General features: G+C 69.2%; 16 protein-coding genes. 6 read left to right on the plus strand and 10 right to left on the minus strand.

What is annotated here, in order from left to right; genetic code table 11:
* The first annotated feature begins 6 nt into the window (after positions 1-6).
* On the plus strand, positions 7-174 hold the full coding sequence (locus SYV04_RS05900; RefSeq protein WP_321544630.1) for a hypothetical protein: 168 nt from the start codon (positions 7-9) through the stop codon (positions 172-174).
* A 55-nt stretch (positions 175-229) separates the two neighbouring features.
* On the opposite strand, the gene SYV04_RS05905 is transcribed toward SYV04_RS05900, so the two are convergent.
* From SYV04_RS05905 to SYV04_RS05930, 6 genes are all read right to left on the minus strand, one after another.
* Positions 230-1,918 carry a zf-HC2 domain-containing protein gene (locus SYV04_RS05905; protein ID WP_321544631.1) on the minus strand — a complete coding sequence of 563 codons (1,689 nt, stop codon included), beginning with the start codon at positions 1,916-1,918 and terminating at the stop codon, positions 230-232.
* The gene (locus tag SYV04_RS05910) at positions 1,915-2,439 is read right to left on the minus strand and encodes an RNA polymerase sigma factor (RefSeq protein WP_321544632.1); all 525 of its coding nucleotides are present in this window, start codon (positions 2,437-2,439) and stop codon (positions 1,915-1,917) included. The genes SYV04_RS05905 and SYV04_RS05910 overlap by 4 nt, the downstream gene beginning before the upstream one ends.
* 212 nt (positions 2,440-2,651) lie before the next feature.
* Positions 2,652-3,128, minus strand: a complete 477-nt coding sequence (locus SYV04_RS05915; protein WP_321544633.1) for a TspO/MBR family protein — start codon at positions 3,126-3,128, stop codon at positions 2,652-2,654.
* A gap of 126 nt (positions 3,129-3,254) precedes the next feature.
* Entirely contained in the window at positions 3,255-4,013 is a 759-nt protein-coding gene (locus SYV04_RS05920; RefSeq protein ID WP_321544634.1) for a ferritin-like domain-containing protein, read from the minus strand.
* Positions 4,010-5,215, minus strand: coding sequence for a hypothetical protein (locus SYV04_RS05925; RefSeq protein WP_321544635.1), 1,206 nt, complete (start codon positions 5,213-5,215; stop codon positions 4,010-4,012). Before SYV04_RS05925 ends, SYV04_RS05920 begins: the two co-directional genes overlap by 4 nt.
* A 145-nt stretch (positions 5,216-5,360) precedes the next feature.
* Positions 5,361-5,933, minus strand: coding sequence for a hypothetical protein (locus tag SYV04_RS05930; RefSeq protein ID WP_321544636.1), 573 nt, complete (start codon positions 5,931-5,933; stop codon positions 5,361-5,363).
* Positions 5,934-6,026: 93 nt separating this feature from the next.
* On the opposite strand from SYV04_RS05930, the gene SYV04_RS05935 reads away from it, so the two are divergent.
* Genes SYV04_RS05935 through SYV04_RS05955 form a run of 5 tightly spaced genes read left to right on the plus strand, consistent with a single transcriptional unit; the run spans position 6,027 to position 11,506 of the window.
* Positions 6,027-8,366, plus strand: coding sequence for a CHASE2 domain-containing protein (locus SYV04_RS05935; RefSeq protein WP_422723919.1), 2,340 nt, complete (start codon positions 6,027-6,029; stop codon positions 8,364-8,366).
* A gap of 18 nt (positions 8,367-8,384) precedes the next feature.
* Complete coding sequence (locus tag SYV04_RS05940; protein WP_321544638.1) at positions 8,385-8,921, plus strand: SH3 domain-containing protein; 537 nt, start codon at positions 8,385-8,387, stop codon at positions 8,919-8,921.
* Positions 8,918-9,910, plus strand: a complete 993-nt coding sequence (locus tag SYV04_RS05945) for a M48 family metalloprotease (protein ID WP_321544639.1) — start codon at positions 8,918-8,920, stop codon at positions 9,908-9,910. The genes SYV04_RS05940 and SYV04_RS05945 overlap by 4 nt, the downstream gene beginning before the upstream one ends.
* A gap of 49 nt (positions 9,911-9,959) precedes the next feature.
* The gene (locus tag SYV04_RS05950) at positions 9,960-10,481 is read left to right on the plus strand and encodes an SH3 domain-containing protein (RefSeq protein ID WP_321544640.1); all 522 of its coding nucleotides are present in this window, start codon (positions 9,960-9,962) and stop codon (positions 10,479-10,481) included.
* The gene (locus SYV04_RS05955; RefSeq protein WP_321544641.1) at positions 10,478-11,506 is read left to right on the plus strand and encodes a M48 family metalloprotease; all 1,029 of its coding nucleotides are present in this window, start codon (positions 10,478-10,480) and stop codon (positions 11,504-11,506) included. The genes SYV04_RS05950 and SYV04_RS05955 overlap by 4 nt, the downstream gene beginning before the upstream one ends.
* Positions 11,507-11,515: 9 nt before the next feature.
* On the opposite strand, the gene SYV04_RS05960 is transcribed toward SYV04_RS05955, so the two are convergent.
* From SYV04_RS05960 to SYV04_RS05975, 4 genes are all read right to left on the minus strand, one after another.
* Positions 11,516-12,286 (minus strand): formylglycine-generating enzyme family protein, encoded by a 771-nt coding sequence (locus tag SYV04_RS05960; RefSeq protein WP_321544642.1) that lies wholly within the window; start codon positions 12,284-12,286, stop codon positions 11,516-11,518.
* An 89-nt stretch (positions 12,287-12,375) separates the two neighbouring features.
* Positions 12,376-13,431: an LIC_10091 family protein gene (locus SYV04_RS05965; protein ID WP_321544643.1), complete on the minus strand. Its 1,056-nt coding sequence runs from the start codon at positions 13,429-13,431 to the stop codon at positions 12,376-12,378.
* Positions 13,432-13,469: 38 nt separating this feature from the next.
* The gene (locus SYV04_RS05970) at positions 13,470-14,588 is read right to left on the minus strand and encodes an extensin-like protein (protein ID WP_321544644.1); all 1,119 of its coding nucleotides are present in this window, start codon (positions 14,586-14,588) and stop codon (positions 13,470-13,472) included.
* Positions 14,589-14,623: 35 nt separating this feature from the next.
* Positions 14,624-15,580, minus strand: coding sequence for a ParA family protein (locus SYV04_RS05975; RefSeq protein WP_321544645.1), 957 nt, complete (start codon positions 15,578-15,580; stop codon positions 14,624-14,626).
* Positions 15,581-15,608: the final 28 nt, after the last annotated feature.

Below are 15,608 nucleotides of genomic sequence, written 5' to 3' on the forward strand. Positions count from 1 at the left end.
GACTCCATGACGACTGATAGCCCCACGATGACGCGCGAGAAGGATGGCTGGCTCATTCGGGTGAAGATGGGCGGCCGCATCCAGGAAGTACGCTGCACGAGCGAGAGCCAGGCGCGCTACTTCACGGCGATGCTGACGCTCAACCCGCTCAAGCCCACGCGCTTCCGCAACTGATTCTTTCTGGGCCACGGCGCTCGAGCGTCCGTGGCCCTTGTCGTGTCCAGGCGCCTCAGCCCGGCTGGCGAAGCTGGGCCTCTTGGAGGTACGCGCGCTCCAGGGCCGAGGCGCCCTGAAGGCCGGCAAGCTGCCCGAGCGTGCGCAGCAGCCCCGACTCCAGCTCCACGTCATTCACCTGTCTCGCCCAGGCCAGCGCGCGCTGGGTGTGCTCGCGGGCCTCGGGCCACCGTCGCTCGGCGGCGTACAGCTCGGCCAAGAGCTGGTGCAGCTCCGCGCAGCGAGCGTCCAGGCGCTGCTGCTCGCACGTGGTCAGCGCCGAGCGAAGCGTGGCCTCCGCCTTGGCGGGCTCGCTGGCGGCCCGCTGCGCCAGAGCGTGCTGTCGCTCCACGTCCATCAGGAACCAGGGATCGCCCTCCTCGCGCGCGGCGGACGCGTAGAGTTCCCACCGCGCCGGCAGTTGCTGGAGCAGCGGCAGAGCGCTCAGGAGAAGATCGTTCTCTCCGCTGGCCTGGAGCTGGCGGAGGAAGCCCTCGCCCTCGCTGGCCTCCAGCTTGCCCGCGACGAGCTGGGCGAAGGTGGCGGCCAGGGGCGCGCGCTTCGTGAAGTCCCGCTTCGCGATCCGCTCGAGAGAGGGCTCCAGCACGCGGGCGCCATAGTGGGCATCCAGCGCCTGGGCCACGGGCCGAAGCGCGAGCACCCGCTCCGCCGTGGGTGCGGATCCGACGGCGAGGTACAGCGAGCGGCGCGCCACGGGCGGTGCGTCTCGCACGGCGCTCTCGGGCATGGGCGTGCCCTGTTCGACCAGCGCCTTGCCCGCGTCCCTCGCGGCCTTCCACCGGTTGCGCCGCTCCAGCACCGGGTTCTCCAGCGCGACCTTGCGCTCGCGGGCCTCGTCGCTCCAACCCGCCTCGTTGAGCGCCACCACCTTGCCGAAGCTCTCCGCCGCCAGCAGGTCCAGCCCCAGCTCGCGCAGCACCAGGCCCCGGTTCCACAGCGCCGGTGCGTGGTTGGGAGCCTTCTCCAGCACGCCCTCCAGGAGCTGGAGCGCCTCGTTCAACGAGCCCTTCGAGAACGCCAGCACCGCGCGATCGCTGTCCACGTCCACCGAGGCGGCGGCCCGAGTCAGGAACTCGGCGGCCTGCTCCCGCTCGCCGCGCAGCAGGTAGCTGGCGCCCATGCCGTGGTAGTCGCCGGCCTTCTCCAGCTTCGCGAGCTTCTCCAGCGGCACCATCTCCAGCGCGCGCTCGGTGCCGGAGCGCTTCACGTTGTAGGGCCTCCAGGTGCTGGCCCCTCCGTAGCTCAGCCGCGCCTCCAGCGAGCGCGTGGGCGCCAGCGCGAGCGCCTCGGGCTTCCCAGCTCCAGGGCCTGGCTCACGCAGCACCGCCAGCGCGAAAGCCGCCGCCAGCGAGCCGCCCAACACCAGGGTGAGGGCGGTACGCCGACGACGGCTCCATGCGGGGCGAAAAGCTCGGGAGGACGCCTCCTCCGCAGGACGCGAAGCCTGGCTCGGGCGGAGCTCCTGCGCGGGCGGCGCGGAGGCAGACGATGCCTGCGTCTGCGTCGAGGCCAGCCGCCCACTCAGCGCCTGGAGCTGGAGGATGTCGTTGAGCTCCGCCTGGCACTGCTCGCAGGTGCCCAGGTGTACGCGGAAGGCATCGGCCTCGGCGGGCTCCAGCTCTCCGTCGGCGAAGGCGTGTACGAGGTCATGAATCTCCTCGCCCATGTCCGGCTGTTCGCTCATGCCCCGCCTCCCGTGGCCACGGGCATCAGCAGCTCCTTGAGGCGGCGGCGCGCGCGGATGAGCCGCGTGCCCACGGTGGCCTTGGGGATGCCCAGCTTCTCGGCGATCTCGATATAGGAGCGCCCTTCCAACGCATGGAGCTGGTACACGAGGCGGAACTCCTCGGGGATCTTCTCCAGCGCCTCATTGAGTTGCTCGGGGCTGATGGAGGCCCAGCCCGGCTGTGCCTCGGCCTCGGGGGCGGCGATGCGCTCCTCCACCTCTTCCGCGGACACGTCCGCCCGGCGCTCCCGGGTGCGCGAGCGGCAACGGTCGATGAAGATGTTGTGCAGGATGGTGAGCAACCAGGCGCGGCCATCCGTCCCCACCTTGTAGCGAGACAGGCTGCGCAGTCCGCGCTCCAACGTGTCCTGGACGAGGTCCCTCGCATCCGTGGGGTTGCCACACAGCCGCAGCGCGGTGCCGTGGAGGGCGGACTCGTGCTCCCGGACGAAGGCCGCGAACCACCGGCTGTCCATCATGGGCGTTGGCAGGGACCCGGAATCCAAGCGGGACGCAGGCTGGTCCGTCCGCTCCCGGGCAGTCAAGCTTCGAAAGCGCAGGGAGGAGCCGAGACCGTCGTGATGTAGGGCAACCGCGTCCATATTGCCCAGCAGAACGACGGTCCCCGGAGATCTTCCCGGGGAAGATTTTTCCCAAACTCCCGGAGCGAGAGAATTCTGGGCGTTGAGGCCTAGCGGTTGCGCCGAACGAGCTCCTCATTGAGGAGATTGGCGAAGCCCACCCAACCCAGATAGGGCGCCACGAGCGCCGCCGCGGGCCGGTCCACCTTTCTCGCGGCGGCGATGTAGGCGGCGATGCTCGTGCCGAGCGCGAGGTTGTCCACCAGCGAGGACTTCAGCCGCCGCTTGCCGAAGAAGAGCCAGGACCAGGCCGCGTTCAGGCCGAGCTGGAGCGTCCACAGGCCCAAGGCGCGTGAGCGGGCCGGCCCCGAGGGCGCGTTCCACACCCGCCAGCCCGACAGGGCGATGCAGCCGTAGAGCACCGGCCACACATAGCGGAACGTGGCCTTGGGCGGCTGGAACGGAGGCTTGCGCAGCCGGCGGTACCAGAGCTGCGTTCCATGATTCGTCACCCGAGCGCCCAGGGCGGCCGTACCCGCTGTCAGCGCGCTGAAGACTCCCAGGGCCACGGCTGATTCACGCCTCATCGCCGGGCTTCGCAGTGAAAGCTGCATCGTCGAACCTCCGAGAAAAAATCCAGGGTTGGAAATGCCGACCCCGGAGGAAGCAGCCTTCCTCCGGGCATCGGGTTCTTCATGCTGGCAGCAGGGGCCCTACGGCGCGGGGACTCCGGCCTCCTCCCGCACTCCGGCCTCACCCGTCACGGCGGCGATGAGCCACCGCCGCACCAGCAGCAGGTGCTCCGCCTCCGCACCTAGCGCCTGCTCGAACTGATCCACGAGCTCGGTCTGCCCCAGCCCCTGGGCCAGCTCGATGAGCAGCTCCCAGCCGGCGTTGTCCGTCAGCTCCGCCACCATCAGCGCTTCCAGGCACTGCACCAGGTTGGTGCGCGGGTCGGTGAGCACCGCCGGAATGCCCTTGGAGGCCACCGCCGCCAGGTCCGCCGAGGGTGTCAGCGCCGTCGGATCCGCGCCCAGCTTCTCCATCGCCTCGCGGAGGAGGACGAAGTGGGACAGCTCATCGCGCATGATCTTCTCGAGCTGCTCGCGCGAGGGCCCCCCCGGCCACGTGCCGTGCAGGTCGAACTTGCTCAGGGCCGCCTCGTACAGCCGCACCCCGGTGCGCTCGAAGCCGAGCCGTTCGCCCAGCTTGTCGATGAACACCGTGGGCTTGTTGCCCTTGAGCATCTCCTTGGCCGTCGTGAACATGCCCTTGAGCGTGGCCGGCACCGGCACCGTGCCCAGCCCGTACCCCTCGCGGGCGTACTCGGTCCGCACCTCGGCGATGCCCAGCTCGCTGCCAGGAGAGCTCGGCAGCCCCTCCAGTGCGCCCTGGATGGCTTCCTTGCTCTCGATGGGCGAGGTCTGGATGCCCGTCCGGTTGAGCCCCACGTCGCTGGTCGTCTTCTTCATTGCCGCAGCCTCCCTTCCGGCGTCACCCCCAAGCCCTGCACGCGCCCAGCCAGCTCCGTACCGGGCGTCCACTGGTAGCCCGCGGCCGCCGTCTCGGAGGGCGAGCCCTCCGCGTTGAGCTGGTCGCGGTACTGCAACGAGCGGTGGCCCGGCGGCAGCTCGCCCTTGTCCACGAAGGTCGTGCCGTCGGTCCGCAGGTCCACCTCCTGGTTCAGCACGCGGCGCACGAACTCGCGGTGGCTCTTGAAGGCCACCGGCTCGGGCAACGTGGCCGGCAGGATCTCGGCGGGGTCGCGCCCCTCCAGCCGCTGGAACAGCTCCATCACGTAGTGCAGGTGGCCCAGCTCGTAGTCCACGAAGCGCTGCCAGATGGCCTTGATGCGCGCGTTGCCCTCGTACGCCAGGCACGAGTAGTAGGCGTAGACCTCCATCGCCTCGTGCAGCAGCCACTTCTCCAGCAGCGTCTCGTCCGGATCCTGCAGCGAGCCGTACTGGGTGACGTGCTGCTCCTCGATGGCGGCGATCTCCGCGTAGAGCTGACGCGCCACGGGGTCGGAGAACATCGGGCCGATGGTCATGTAGAAGTCATGTGTCTGGAACTCGGCCGCCGTGATGAGGATCGCGTGGATCTTCGTGAGCGGGTGCGCCGCGCGCCGGTCATACGAGCGCCGCAGGTCATCCAGCGGGTGGCGGTGCTCCACCGCCGTGGGACGCCCGGGACGGATGTCCGAGTAGGACTGGACGAGGTAGTTGGGGTCCTTGCCCTCGATGCGGTCGTACAGGGCCGCGTAGCGATAGAGGTGGTCGAAGTCCTCCAGCAGGCCGAAGCGGTACGCCTGCGCCATGTACGCGTCCGGCTCCTTCTGCGCCACGCTGGCCGTCACCTCGATGGCCACTTGCTCGAAGCCGATGGTCGTCTCGATTGGACTTTGGTCCGGTGGGTTGAGCCAGTTGACCAGCGTCTGCTGGAAGTGCTCGGCGCGCCGCACGAGCGCCAGCGGCTCCCGCAGCTCCCGGTTCATCCGGGCCGCGAGGTGCTTGAAGCGCAGCGCGTCGGCCTCCAGGCCGTTCATCAGGATGACTCTCACGCGCGTGAAGGCATCGTCATCCAGCTTGCTGTAAGGGCGTTGCACGAGGTCCTTCCAGGTAAAGACCTGGCGGTCCAAGGCGACGCCCTTCTCTTTGAAAAGATCCAGGGCCACGTGTGACTCCTTGGGAAAAGAGAAGTGAGGTGGGTTCGCGCCTTAAGCTCCGACGCAACCCAAGGACCGGCAACGCGCGGAGGCACGCCGACCGGGCTCCACGGGGGGCCTCGATTGCTCGTCTGACTGCCTGCTGTCCCGGGAACTACCAGCGCACGCGCATCGTGGCGACGCGGCCCTCTTCACTCACGTGGCTGGGGCTGATGACACCGGTGGTGACACCGCACTCCTCGAACAGGAGGCGCAGCGAGCCCTCCCAGGCGGCCCAGGAGGAAGCCCCCATCGCGGAGTTGGAGCGGATCTGCAACATCCCCGAGCGCGCTCCCTCCGGGGTGTACTTGAACTCGAGCCCCTGGAAGAAGGAACGGTAGAGGCTGCTCATGTTCGCGAACAGCGAGGCGGGGCTGCGCCCGTGCTTGTTCAACATCATCTGCATCAGCGGCTTGAGGAAGCGGCCCGTGGTGCCGCTCGTCGCCGCGTAGCCCAGGGCCCTCATGCCCTCCAGGCCCTGCAGCTTCATCACCGCGTCGAAGATGAGCGGCAGCGCGTCACTCTCCATCCACACGGTGGGCACGGGCGGGGTGTCCATCATCCCCTGCACGTGCGGCGGCACCATCAGCCGCACCACGGCGCGCAGTCCCATGGCGTCGAGCCCGTCGAGGTAGGCCCGGAAGGTGCTCCCGGAGAACTTCTCATGGCCACGCTTGGGGTTATCCACGCTTGCTCTCGTAGGCATCAATGTAACGCACGCCGCAGGTGAGCGCGCCCGGTCGGCTGGCATAGAGTCGAGCGGAGCGAGGGAATGCCGTTCATGGAGAGTGATACCCGGAGAGTCCTACGGATGCGCCTGCGCAACAACCTGGCGATGATGCTGGGGCTTGCGGGGGTGTCCACGGGCGTGGCGGTGGCGTGCTGGCTGCTGGGGTGGTTGTGGCTGCCCAACCTGGAGCGCGCCCTGTACGACAGCGCGCTGACCACCTTCACCCGCAATCGAGCGCAGTCGCAGGACATCATCGTGGTGGCCATCGATCAATCGAGCATCGACGGCATCCGCAACAACCCCTCGTACGCGCGCAACTACGGCACCTATCCCTGGACGCGCAGCCTGTGGGCCCGCATCGCCGAGGAGCTGTCGGCGAGTGGCGCACGCGCCGTCATGTTCGACGCGGTGATGGACGAGCGCTACACCGACCCCAGCGCGGACCTCGCCCTCACCCGGGTGCTCGCGGAGACCGGCCTGCCGTTCTACCTGGGCGTCTCCAGCCACCCGAGCGCCGCGCCGCTGCCGAAGGTGGAGCCCTCCAACGTCCTGCCCATGCCCGCCAGGCCTCCGGAGCCCGCACCCGTGGAGCCCGCCGAGGAGGAGTTCGTCGACGTGGACGAGGAGCAGGTCCAGCCGCAGGTGGACCCGGAGGCGGCGGCACGCGCGCTGGCCTTCCCGGTGCGGACGGACGGACGCGCGCTGCCGCGTCTGGAGTCCGAGCCCGCGCCCGGCATGCTCATCCCCAATCACGTGGTACCCCCGCTCGCCTCGCTGCTGCCAGAGGTGGACGGCTTCGGCCTGGTGGAGGTGGAGCCGGATCCGGACGGAAGCATGCGCCGCACGCGCTTCGCGTACACGGACGGGACGAACAGCTACGTCACGCTGCCGGTGGCGCTGGCGGCGGACCTCTTCGGCGCCCAGGAGCTCGAGTTCTCGGGCCGGAAGATGCGGCTGGGCTCGCGCGAGTTCGCGGTCAACCCGGACGGCAGCGCGGAGCTGGACTACGGAGGCCCGCTGCATGAGCGCTTTCACGTCGTCCCCCTGGTGGCCGTGCTGGATGCGTGGGTGCAGCGCAGCCAGGGGAAGCCGCGGGGCCTGTCCGCCGACCTGTTCCGCAACAAGGTGGTCGTCATCGGTGGCACGGCGGTGGGGTTGGGGGACAACAAGGCCACGCCGTTCGCGGCGACCACGCCGGGGGTGAGCAAGCAACTGGCGGTGGTGGAGAACTTCCTCGCCGGGCGCTTCATCATCGAGTCCCCCGTCTGGGTGAGCGTGCTGTTCGCGCTCGGGCTGTCCCTGGTGTCGGCGGTGGCGCTGATGATGCTGCGCCGTCCGGCGCTGGAGCTGCTCTGGCTGCTGGGGCTCGTGCCGTTCGTCTTCTTGATGATGGGGCTCCTGCTGGCGTTCCAGCGGGTACACCTGCTCACCGCGCTGCCCGCCATCGCCGGCATGCTCTCCAGCATGGGGGCGGCGGCCTTGAACCACTTCTCGGCCAACCGCGAGGCCGCCTTCATCCGCCAGGCGTTCAGCCGCTACATGGAGCCGAAGCTCATCGAGCAGATGGTGGAGGAGAATCAGCTGCCGAAGCTGGATGGCGAGGAGCGCGAAATCACCGCCTTCTTCAGCGACATCCGCGGCTTCTCCACCTTCTCCGAGCGCTTCAAGGAGGACCCTCGCGCGCTGGTCCGCGTGCTCAACATGTACCTGACGCGGGTGAGCTCCTCGCTGCTGCGCGAGGGCGGCTGCCTGGACAAGTACATCGGCGACGCGGTGGTGTGCCTCTTCGGCGCGCCCTTCGGCCACTCGGACCACGCGGTGCGCGCCTGCCGCGGGGCGCTGGCGGCCAAGGCGGAGGTGGATCGGCTGCGCGCCGAGTTCCGCCGGGATGGCCTACCGGATGTGTACACGCGCATCGGCCTGAACAGCGCGAAGCTCTTCGTGGGCAACTTCGGCAGCGAGCAGCTCTTCGACTACACGGCCATCGGCGATGGCATGAACCTGGCGGCGCGGCTGGAAGGGGCCAACAAGGCCTACGGCTCGCTCATCATGATCGGCCCGCGCACCTATGAGCTGGCCCGGGACTTCATCGAGGTGCGTGAGCTGGACCAGGTGCGGGTGGCGGGCAAGACGGAGGCGGTGACGGTGTACGAGCTGCTGGCCCTCAAGGGCCAGCTGCCCGTCGGCAAGCGCGAGACGGTGGCGCGCTACCATGACGCGCTGGCGCTCTACCGGCAGGCGCGCTTCGCCGAGGCCGCGGCGGTGTTGGAGACGCAGCGGGCGAGGGACCCCGAGGACGGTCCGTTGGCCGCGCTGCTCGCGCGCTGCCGCAAATACGAGCAGACTCCTCCCCCGCTGCCCTTCGATGGGGTGGCGAACCTGGACAAATAGAAGAGAGCCGAGGACGCCATGCGCATCAGAGGACGAAGGTGGGTGGCCGTGCTGGCCTTGTGTGCCGCGGGCGCGGCCCTGGCGGTCAAGCAGGGCGGCAGCCTGTACGTGAAGGCCCGCAACACCCGGCTGATGAGCACCCCCTCGCCCACCGCGGATGCGGTCGCCATCCTCCAGCCCGGCCAGCAGGTGACGTGGCTGGGCGTGGACCCGAAGAACAAGCAGTGGCACCGCGTGGAGGCCAGCGGCAAGCAGGGCCTGGTGTTCCAGTCCAACCTCTCCTCGCAGCCGCCCCAGCTGGAGCTCGTCGCCCAGAATGGGGTGCGGCAGGTGGACCCCGTGGCGTTCTCCAGCTCCGGCGCGGCGGTGAAGCTGCTGGGCGACGGCGTCATCAACTACGGCAAGGCCAAGGGCACGGACTATGGCCAGGCGGCGACGCAGCTTCGCCAGCTCGGCACGCTCGCCCGGGAGATTCCGCTGCAGGAGGTCTCCGAGCGGGCGCGGAAGGCCCAGCTCCATCCGGTGGTAGGTCCCCAGAACGGAGGCACGCCATGAGCCGGCACCTGTCGTGGATAGCGGGGCTTGGGCTGCTCCTGAGCGCCTGTGGAGGCTCGAAGCCGGCGCGCCCGGCCCTCAGCCAGGAGGGTGCCAACCGGACGTTCAAGCTGGTCCAGGAGATGAATGAGGCCACGCGCCGGTGCGAGCAGCAGCGCTCCCAGGTCACCATCCAGGAGGAGTACACGCTGGGCAGCGCGGTGGCCGTCAACTGGGTGCAGCAGGGCGGCGGGTTGATGCTCGCCAGTGAGCCCGGGCAGCGGATGCACCGGACGATGAACCTCATCGGCCAGAACCTCGCGGCGCAGTCCGGGCGCCCGACGCTGGAGTGGACCTTCGGCGTGCTGGAGGAGCCGAACACCGTCAATGCCGCGTCCGCGCCTGGGGGCTACGTCTTCGTCACCCGCGCGCTGCTGCGGAGCGTGCGGAGCGAGGCGCAGCTCGCGGGTGTGCTCGCGCACGAAATCTCCCATGTGGTGCTCAAGCACTCGCTGGCGCGCTACGACGACGTGAAGGCCGAGCAGTGCAAGGTGGCGGCGAGCATGAAGTTCAGCCTGGCGATGACGCGGCAGGTACAAAAGGAGGTGATGCCTCCGGAGTTGGGGCGCATGCTCGATGCCATGCATGGCACTGGCGTGCTGGACCTCGACAAGGACCCCGAGCTGCTGCGGCGGTTGACGGATCCGCTCGTCGAGCGACTCGTCCAGAAAGGCCATGCGCACGAGGACGAATTCGCCGCGGACGCGATGGCCCTGCACCTCATCGCCTCGGCGGGATACGACCCCCAGGAGTACATCACCTTCCTCGGCACCCTGCCGGAAGGCGGTGGCTTCACCCATCACCCGGCCCACCGTGAGCGCCAGGAGCGGTTGCTCGCGCTGCTGGAGGCCGCGAAGAGCCCCCAGGACGGGTTCTCCGAGCTGCCGGCCAGCCCCCGTGGGCTGGTGAAGCTCTCGGTGCCAGCCGAGATCGCCGCCGCCACCCGATAGCAGCACCGCCGGAACAGAGGACGCCATGAGCATGCGAGGAAGAAGATGGGTGGCCGTACTGGCCTTGTGCGCCGGAGGCACGACCCTGGCGGTCAAGCCAGACGGCACGCTGTACGTGAAGGCTCGCAACACCCGGCTGATGGCCAACGCCTCCGCCACCGCCGATGCGATCGCCATCCTCCAGCCCGGCAAGGCCGTGACGTGGAAGGGCGCTGACCCCAAGAACAAGCAGTGGCACCGGGTGGAGGTGGATGGAAAGAAGGGCGTGGTGTTCCAGTCCAACCTCGCCGCGCAGCCTCCCAACCTGGAGTTGATCACCAAGAACGGAGAGCAGAAGGTGGATCCGGTGGCCTATGCCAGCTCCGGCGCCGCGGTGAAGGGACTCAGCCAGGGCGCCATCGACTACGGCAACGGCAAGGGCACGAACTACGCCGAGGCCACGAAGCAGATCCAGAAGCTCGAGGAGCTCGCCGGGAAGGTCGGCCCCGCGGAGATGGATGCGCACGCACGCAAGGCGGGCCTGTTCCGCGTGGTGGGCCCGAAGGAGACGGCATCGCGAGGTCGCAAGTGAACGCGCGCACCGTGGTGTTCTCGATGGCCGGGCTGGGCGTGCTGACCGCCTCCTGCGCGGGCATGCGCCTGCCCTCCGTGCCGAACAGCCCTCATGAGCTGGGCCGTGCGGTGGGCACGGCGAGCCGCGAGGCCAAGAGCAGCTCCGACTGCTCGAAGCTGGATACGGAGATCGGCGTCCAGGAGGAGTACGCCCTGGGCGGCTCGGTGGCCATCAACTGGGCCCAGCGCGGCGGCGGGCTGATGATCGGCGACGAGGCGGGTCGCAAGCTCCACCAGTACCTCAACGTCGTGGGCAGGAACCTGGCGTCGCAGTCTCCCCGCCCCACGTTGCAGTGGACCTTCGGGGTGCTCCAGAACGTGGAGTCCTTCGACGCCGTGTCGGCGCCGGGCGGCTACGTCTTCGTCACCCGAGGGCTGCTCCAGGGCGTGGACAACGAGGCCCAGCTCGCGGGCGTGCTCGCGCATGAGATTGCCCACATCACGAGCAAGCACGCGCTCAAGCGCTACGGCCAGGTCAAGGTGGCGCAGTGCAAGCGGGCGGCGATGTTCAAGGGCGGGAGCGATATCTTCCGGCAGAGCGGTGGGGACCTCACCCCGTCCGCGGTGGACACGCTCCTTCAAGCCGTGGAGCAAGGCTCGGGCGGTCGCCTGGATCTGGATCGGCATCCGGACCTGCTCGGCAAGTTCACCGATGACGTGCTCGACTCCATCGTGGACAACGGCTTCGGCGCCGAGGACGAGTATCAGGCGGATGAGCTGGCGGTCCGGTTGATGGTCTCCGCGGGATACGACCCTGGCGAGTACATCCGGTTCCTGGGGAAGATCTCCGAGAGCCGAAGCGGTTTCGACAACCACCCGCGCAAGTCGGACCGGGTGAAGCGACTGGTGGCGCTGCTCAAGAAGGCCCAGGACTCGGGAGAGGACTTCCCCGAGCTGCCGGCGGATACGGCGGGCCTGGCGAAGCCCACGCTGCCGGCGGAGTTCTCGGTGGTGAAGTCCGCCGTGGCCAGCGACAAGCGGTAGGCGGAGGCTTCAGGGGGCCCGTCCCGCGAGCGCACGCGCCTGCTCCACGCTCGCGGCGCAGCGGAAGCCGAAGTGATGGAAGATGGGCCGGTTGGCGGGCACGTGCGGTCGCCGGTACACCGCCGTGGCGTGCAAGGCCGGCCAGAACCACGAGCCTCCTCGCACCACCTTCTCCGTGTAGCCACGACAGGGCTCGCGGCCCTCACATGGGCCCTTGGGATCGACTCCCTGGCACGCCGTGCCGCATGCCTTCCACGAGGGCGTGTACCAGTCGGCGACCCACTCCCAGGCATTGCCCGACATGTCGTAGAGCCCGTACGGATTGGGAGGCCGCGAGCCCACTGGCTCCGGACGGCCCACGTCGGCGTGCGTCTTCGAGCGCTGGCGCTGGCCACAGCTGCGCCCACGGCTGTCCATGATGACCGCGCGCTCGCAGGTAGCGGGCTCGTCGCCCCACGGGTAGAGCCGCCCATCCGTGCCCCGCGCCGCCTTCTCCCACTCGGCTTCCGTGGGCAGGTGCTTGCCGTGGGCCTCGCAGAAGGCCTTCGCGTCGTACCAGCTCACCCCGTTGATGGGCTGCTGGGGGTTGTCAAAGTCGCGGTAGTTGGGCCCGGCCTTCCGGCACCGCCCTTCCCGCTCGCAGAACTTGTAGGCGCCATAGGTCACCTCGTGGGTGTCCATATAGAAGGTCTGCACCCAGACCTCCTCCTGGGGCCGGGCTGGCGCGTGCTTGCCTCCGTTCACGCCCCGAAGGAAGGGCCCTCCGTGTACGCAGGCCATGCCTGACACCTGCGCTTCGAGGCAGGGCACCGCCTCGGAAGCCTGAGCACCTGCCGCGAAGAGGACGAGGAGCAGCCACCGCCCACCGCTCACTGCACCGCCTCTGCACTCGTGGGCCGAGGAATGCGCCGGGCCGGCTTCTTCACCTGCCGCTTCGCCAGGAGCTTCTGCTTCGCGGCCTCGCGAGCCTCCTCAGGACCGATGTCGAGGCGCGACAGCCCACGCGCCTTGTCGGTGTCCGGCGCGAGGCGGAGCATCCCGTGCGCGTGCCGCGTCTTCGGGTCGGCCAGCCAGGCCGCGAAGCTCGAACCCGACTGCGTGTTGTAGTGGTAGTAGGTGCCCTTCAGGTGGGTGATGCCGCGCTGGCCGCTCGTGCGGACCACGACGCTGCTCTCATCCATCGGAAGCGCGCGGATGTTCCTGCGGTACTGCGCGCCATAGGAGAAGTACTGCTCGGCGTTGGAGAGGTAGAGCACCCCGACCTTCTTCCCCGCCTTCACAGCTGCCTCGCCGACGGCGCTCACGCTGCGCCGGGCCGTGAGGTCGCCTCGGACCATGAAGACCTTGTCCTCCTGGAAGAGGCGGCGGAGGTGGGCGTACTCGGCGGCATCCGTGAGAAAGGACGGCAGGGAGGCCTTGGCCATCTGCTCCACCACCCGCAGCAGCCGCCGCTCCACTGCCCCACGAGCGGTGCCATGGGCCTGGAGCGCTCCGAACCGCTCCTTCTTGTCCTCGTAGCCCTCCGTGATGAGGCGACGCACTTCGGCGCGGCTCTTGCGCTGCCACAGTCGCAGGAAGTCCTCGGGCGTCTCCGCCGCGAGGAAGATGACGCGGTAGACGCGATGGAGATCGACGATGGCCTGATCGAAGTCCAACAGGACCAGCACCTCCGAGCGCGCCCAGCCTCCCAGCAGGTAGTTCTGATCCGAGCCCACGCCCACGTAGACGCCGCCCTTGTCCTTCACGGCGTCGTGGAAGAGGTCGAGGTTGTTCTCGTTGGAGATCCAGTAGTGGAGGCCGCGCACGAGCTCGGGCGGAGCCGGATCCGACGGCAGGCTCTCGAAACCCGAGAGCACCGGCGTACTGGCCGACGCCACGGAAGCGGCCAGGAGGACAACGAGGGCGAAGTGACGCATCCCCAGCATGATACCGCGCCGGCGCTTCCGCCCCAGGACTCGGCCCGTCAGCGCAGGGAGGCGTGACTCAGGGCGCGATGTACCGCCTCGAGCGCCTTGCGCGCCTCGAGCAACTCCGCGCGCTCGGCGGTGAGCGAGGCCACCTGCTGGGCCAGCACGTCCCGCTCGCCCTGCAGCGCCTCCACCGCGCGGCGCAGCGAGGCCGTCTCCTCCTGCGCGCTCTCCAGCTCCGTGGCCAGGCGCTCTTCCTCGGCGAGGCTGTCGGTCAGGGCCTTCTTGCCCTTCTCCACCTCTACCTCCAGCTCCGAGCGCTCCTCGGCCGCCGCGTGCATCGCCTGCCGCGCCTCCTGCAGCGACAGCAGCGCCTCGTCCCGCTCGCCCTCCAGGGCCGCCAGCTCGCGCTCCAGGTCGCCCAGGAGCTTCACGCGGCCCTCCATCTCCGCCGCCAGCCGCCGCGCCTCGTCCATCCGCAGCCGCGCTTCCTCCGTGGCCTTCTCGGACTGGCGCCGCGCCGCCTCCAGCTCCTGCGTCAGCGCGAGGTTGTGCGCCTTCATCCGCGTCAGCTCGCCCTGCAGGGTGGTGATGCGCTCCACCGCGCGAATCCCCGCCTCCGCCACCGAGGCCGGCAGCGGCTCCGGGCGCGGGTTCTCGCGCACCGCCTTGAGCCGCTCCTTCAGCCGCTCGCGGCGAGCTTCCGGGTCCATGTCCTCCGCGGGCGAGGCCGGCGTCTGCACCTCCACCTCGGTGTCCGGCGCATCGCCGTGGGCCACGGGCGTGGGCGCGACCACCACCTGCGCGGCGAGCACGCTGGGAATCACGGGCTCGGGCTCGGCGGCCGTCACGCGCGGGCCCGAGGCCTCCAGGGTGGGCGCACCGAAGACCTCACTGTGTACGGCGGCCATCGCCTGGGACTCATGCGCGGACAGGGGCGCGCGCAGGGCGGCGCTCACGGCCTCGGAGGCGCTGGGGCGCGGCGCGCGGGCACGCTCGATGCGGGCGCGCACCTCGGCGGACAGGTCCGGAGCGGACGCGGGGGCCTCGGCGACGGATGAGGCCTCGGGAGCCTCGCTCTCGGCGGCCTCCGGGCTCTCCAGGAGGCCCGTCAGCGCACCGAGGCGCACGCGCGGCTTGGCGCGGGACACATTCTGTTCGAAGGCTTTCTTCATGAGCGCACAGGAGGTGGAGGAAGGGGTAGGTGGACTCAGCCGGCCTTGGTGGCCTTGGAGCCGGACTTGGGAGCGGTGGCCGTCATGCGAGGCAGGACGTTGTCAATCATGGCCTGGATGTCATTGGCGCCCTTGGAGGTCGGGTCAGCGACGAACACGGGGCGCCCCTCGCTGGAGGCCTGAGCGAACTTGGTGCATTGCCGGATGATCGTCGGCAGCAGGTACTCGGGGTAGTGCGTCTGCAGCGCCTCGAGCGCCTCCTTGGCCAGCTTGAAGGTGGCGTTGAAGGAGTTCACCACGATGAACACGTGGTCCAGCACGTGGTTCAGGTCCTCCTCCAGGCTCTGCACCGTCTCGAAGAGCAGCTTCAGGCCGTGGAAGGACAGGAAGTCGGCGAGCACCGGGACGAACAAGTCGTTGGCCGCCATCAGCGCGTTGAGGTTGAGCAGACCGAAGGACGGCGGCGCGTCGAAGACGACGACGTCGTAGCTGGCCTCCACTTCCTTGAGCGCGTTGCGCAGCTTGAACTCGCGGCCGGCCATGGGCATCAGCGCCAGGTCCACCGTGGACATGCTCAAGTTGGAGGGGATGAAGTCCAGGTTGGGCAGGGTGGACTTCTGAATCACCTGGGTCAGCGGCGCCTTGCGCACCAGCACGTCCTGAAGCGTCTTCTCGAAGTCCTCGCCCTCGTAGCCCAGGCACTTGGTGGAGTGCCCCTGGCTGTCCAGGTCGATGAGGAGCACCGCGTAGCCCAGCTCCGCCAGCCGCCACGCATAAGAGGTGGACAAGGACGTCTTGCCCGTACCGCCCTTGAAGTTGAGGAAGAGCTGGCGGCGCTGGCCGATGGAGGGCGGGTACTTGTCGAGCGTGGCGCGCAGCTCCCACACGTCGTCCGGCGTGTAGGTGTCCTTCTTCAGCGCCCCGGAGAGCTCCTTGGAAGACACGCCGAGCATCTCGGCTACCTGCTTGGCGGTGTAGGTCGGAGCATCCATCGAGAACCCTTATCGAACCGTCGGGGGC

Source organism: Hyalangium ruber (assembly GCF_034259325.1).
Taxonomy (GTDB): domain Bacteria; phylum Myxococcota; class Myxococcia; order Myxococcales; family Myxococcaceae; genus Hyalangium_A; species Hyalangium_A rubrum.

Bases quoted from the DNA above. Each gene is read 5' to 3' on its own strand.
- SYV04_RS05900 (WP_321544630.1), top strand. From the start codon at position 7: ATGACGACTGATAGCCCCACGATGACGCGCGAGAAGGATGGCTGGCTC.
- SYV04_RS05905 (WP_321544631.1), bottom strand. From the start codon at position 1,918: ATGAGCGAACAGCCGGACATGGGCGAGGAGATTCATGACCTCGTACAC.
- SYV04_RS05910 (WP_321544632.1), bottom strand. From the start codon at position 2,439: ATGATGGACAGCCGGTGGTTCGCGGCCTTCGTCCGGGAGCACGAGTCC.
- SYV04_RS05915 (WP_321544633.1), bottom strand. From the start codon at position 3,128: ATGAGGCGTGAATCAGCCGTGGCCCTGGGAGTCTTCAGCGCGCTGACA.
- SYV04_RS05920 (WP_321544634.1), bottom strand. From the start codon at position 4,013: ATGAAGAAGACGACCAGCGACGTGGGGCTCAACCGGACGGGCATCCAG.
- SYV04_RS05935 (WP_422723919.1), top strand. From the start codon at position 6,027: ATGGAGAGTGATACCCGGAGAGTCCTACGGATGCGCCTGCGCAACAAC.
- SYV04_RS05940 (WP_321544638.1), top strand. From the start codon at position 8,385: ATGCGCATCAGAGGACGAAGGTGGGTGGCCGTGCTGGCCTTGTGTGCC.
- SYV04_RS05945 (WP_321544639.1), top strand. From the start codon at position 8,918: ATGAGCCGGCACCTGTCGTGGATAGCGGGGCTTGGGCTGCTCCTGAGC.
- SYV04_RS05960 (WP_321544642.1), bottom strand. From the start codon at position 12,286: ATGGCCTGCGTACACGGAGGGCCCTTCCTTCGGGGCGTGAACGGAGGC.
- SYV04_RS05965 (WP_321544643.1), bottom strand. From the start codon at position 13,431: ATGCTGGGGATGCGTCACTTCGCCCTCGTTGTCCTCCTGGCCGCTTCC.
- SYV04_RS05970 (WP_321544644.1), bottom strand. From the start codon at position 14,588: ATGAAGAAAGCCTTCGAACAGAATGTGTCCCGCGCCAAGCCGCGCGTG.
- SYV04_RS05975 (WP_321544645.1), bottom strand. From the start codon at position 15,580: ATGGATGCTCCGACCTACACCGCCAAGCAGGTAGCCGAGATGCTCGGC.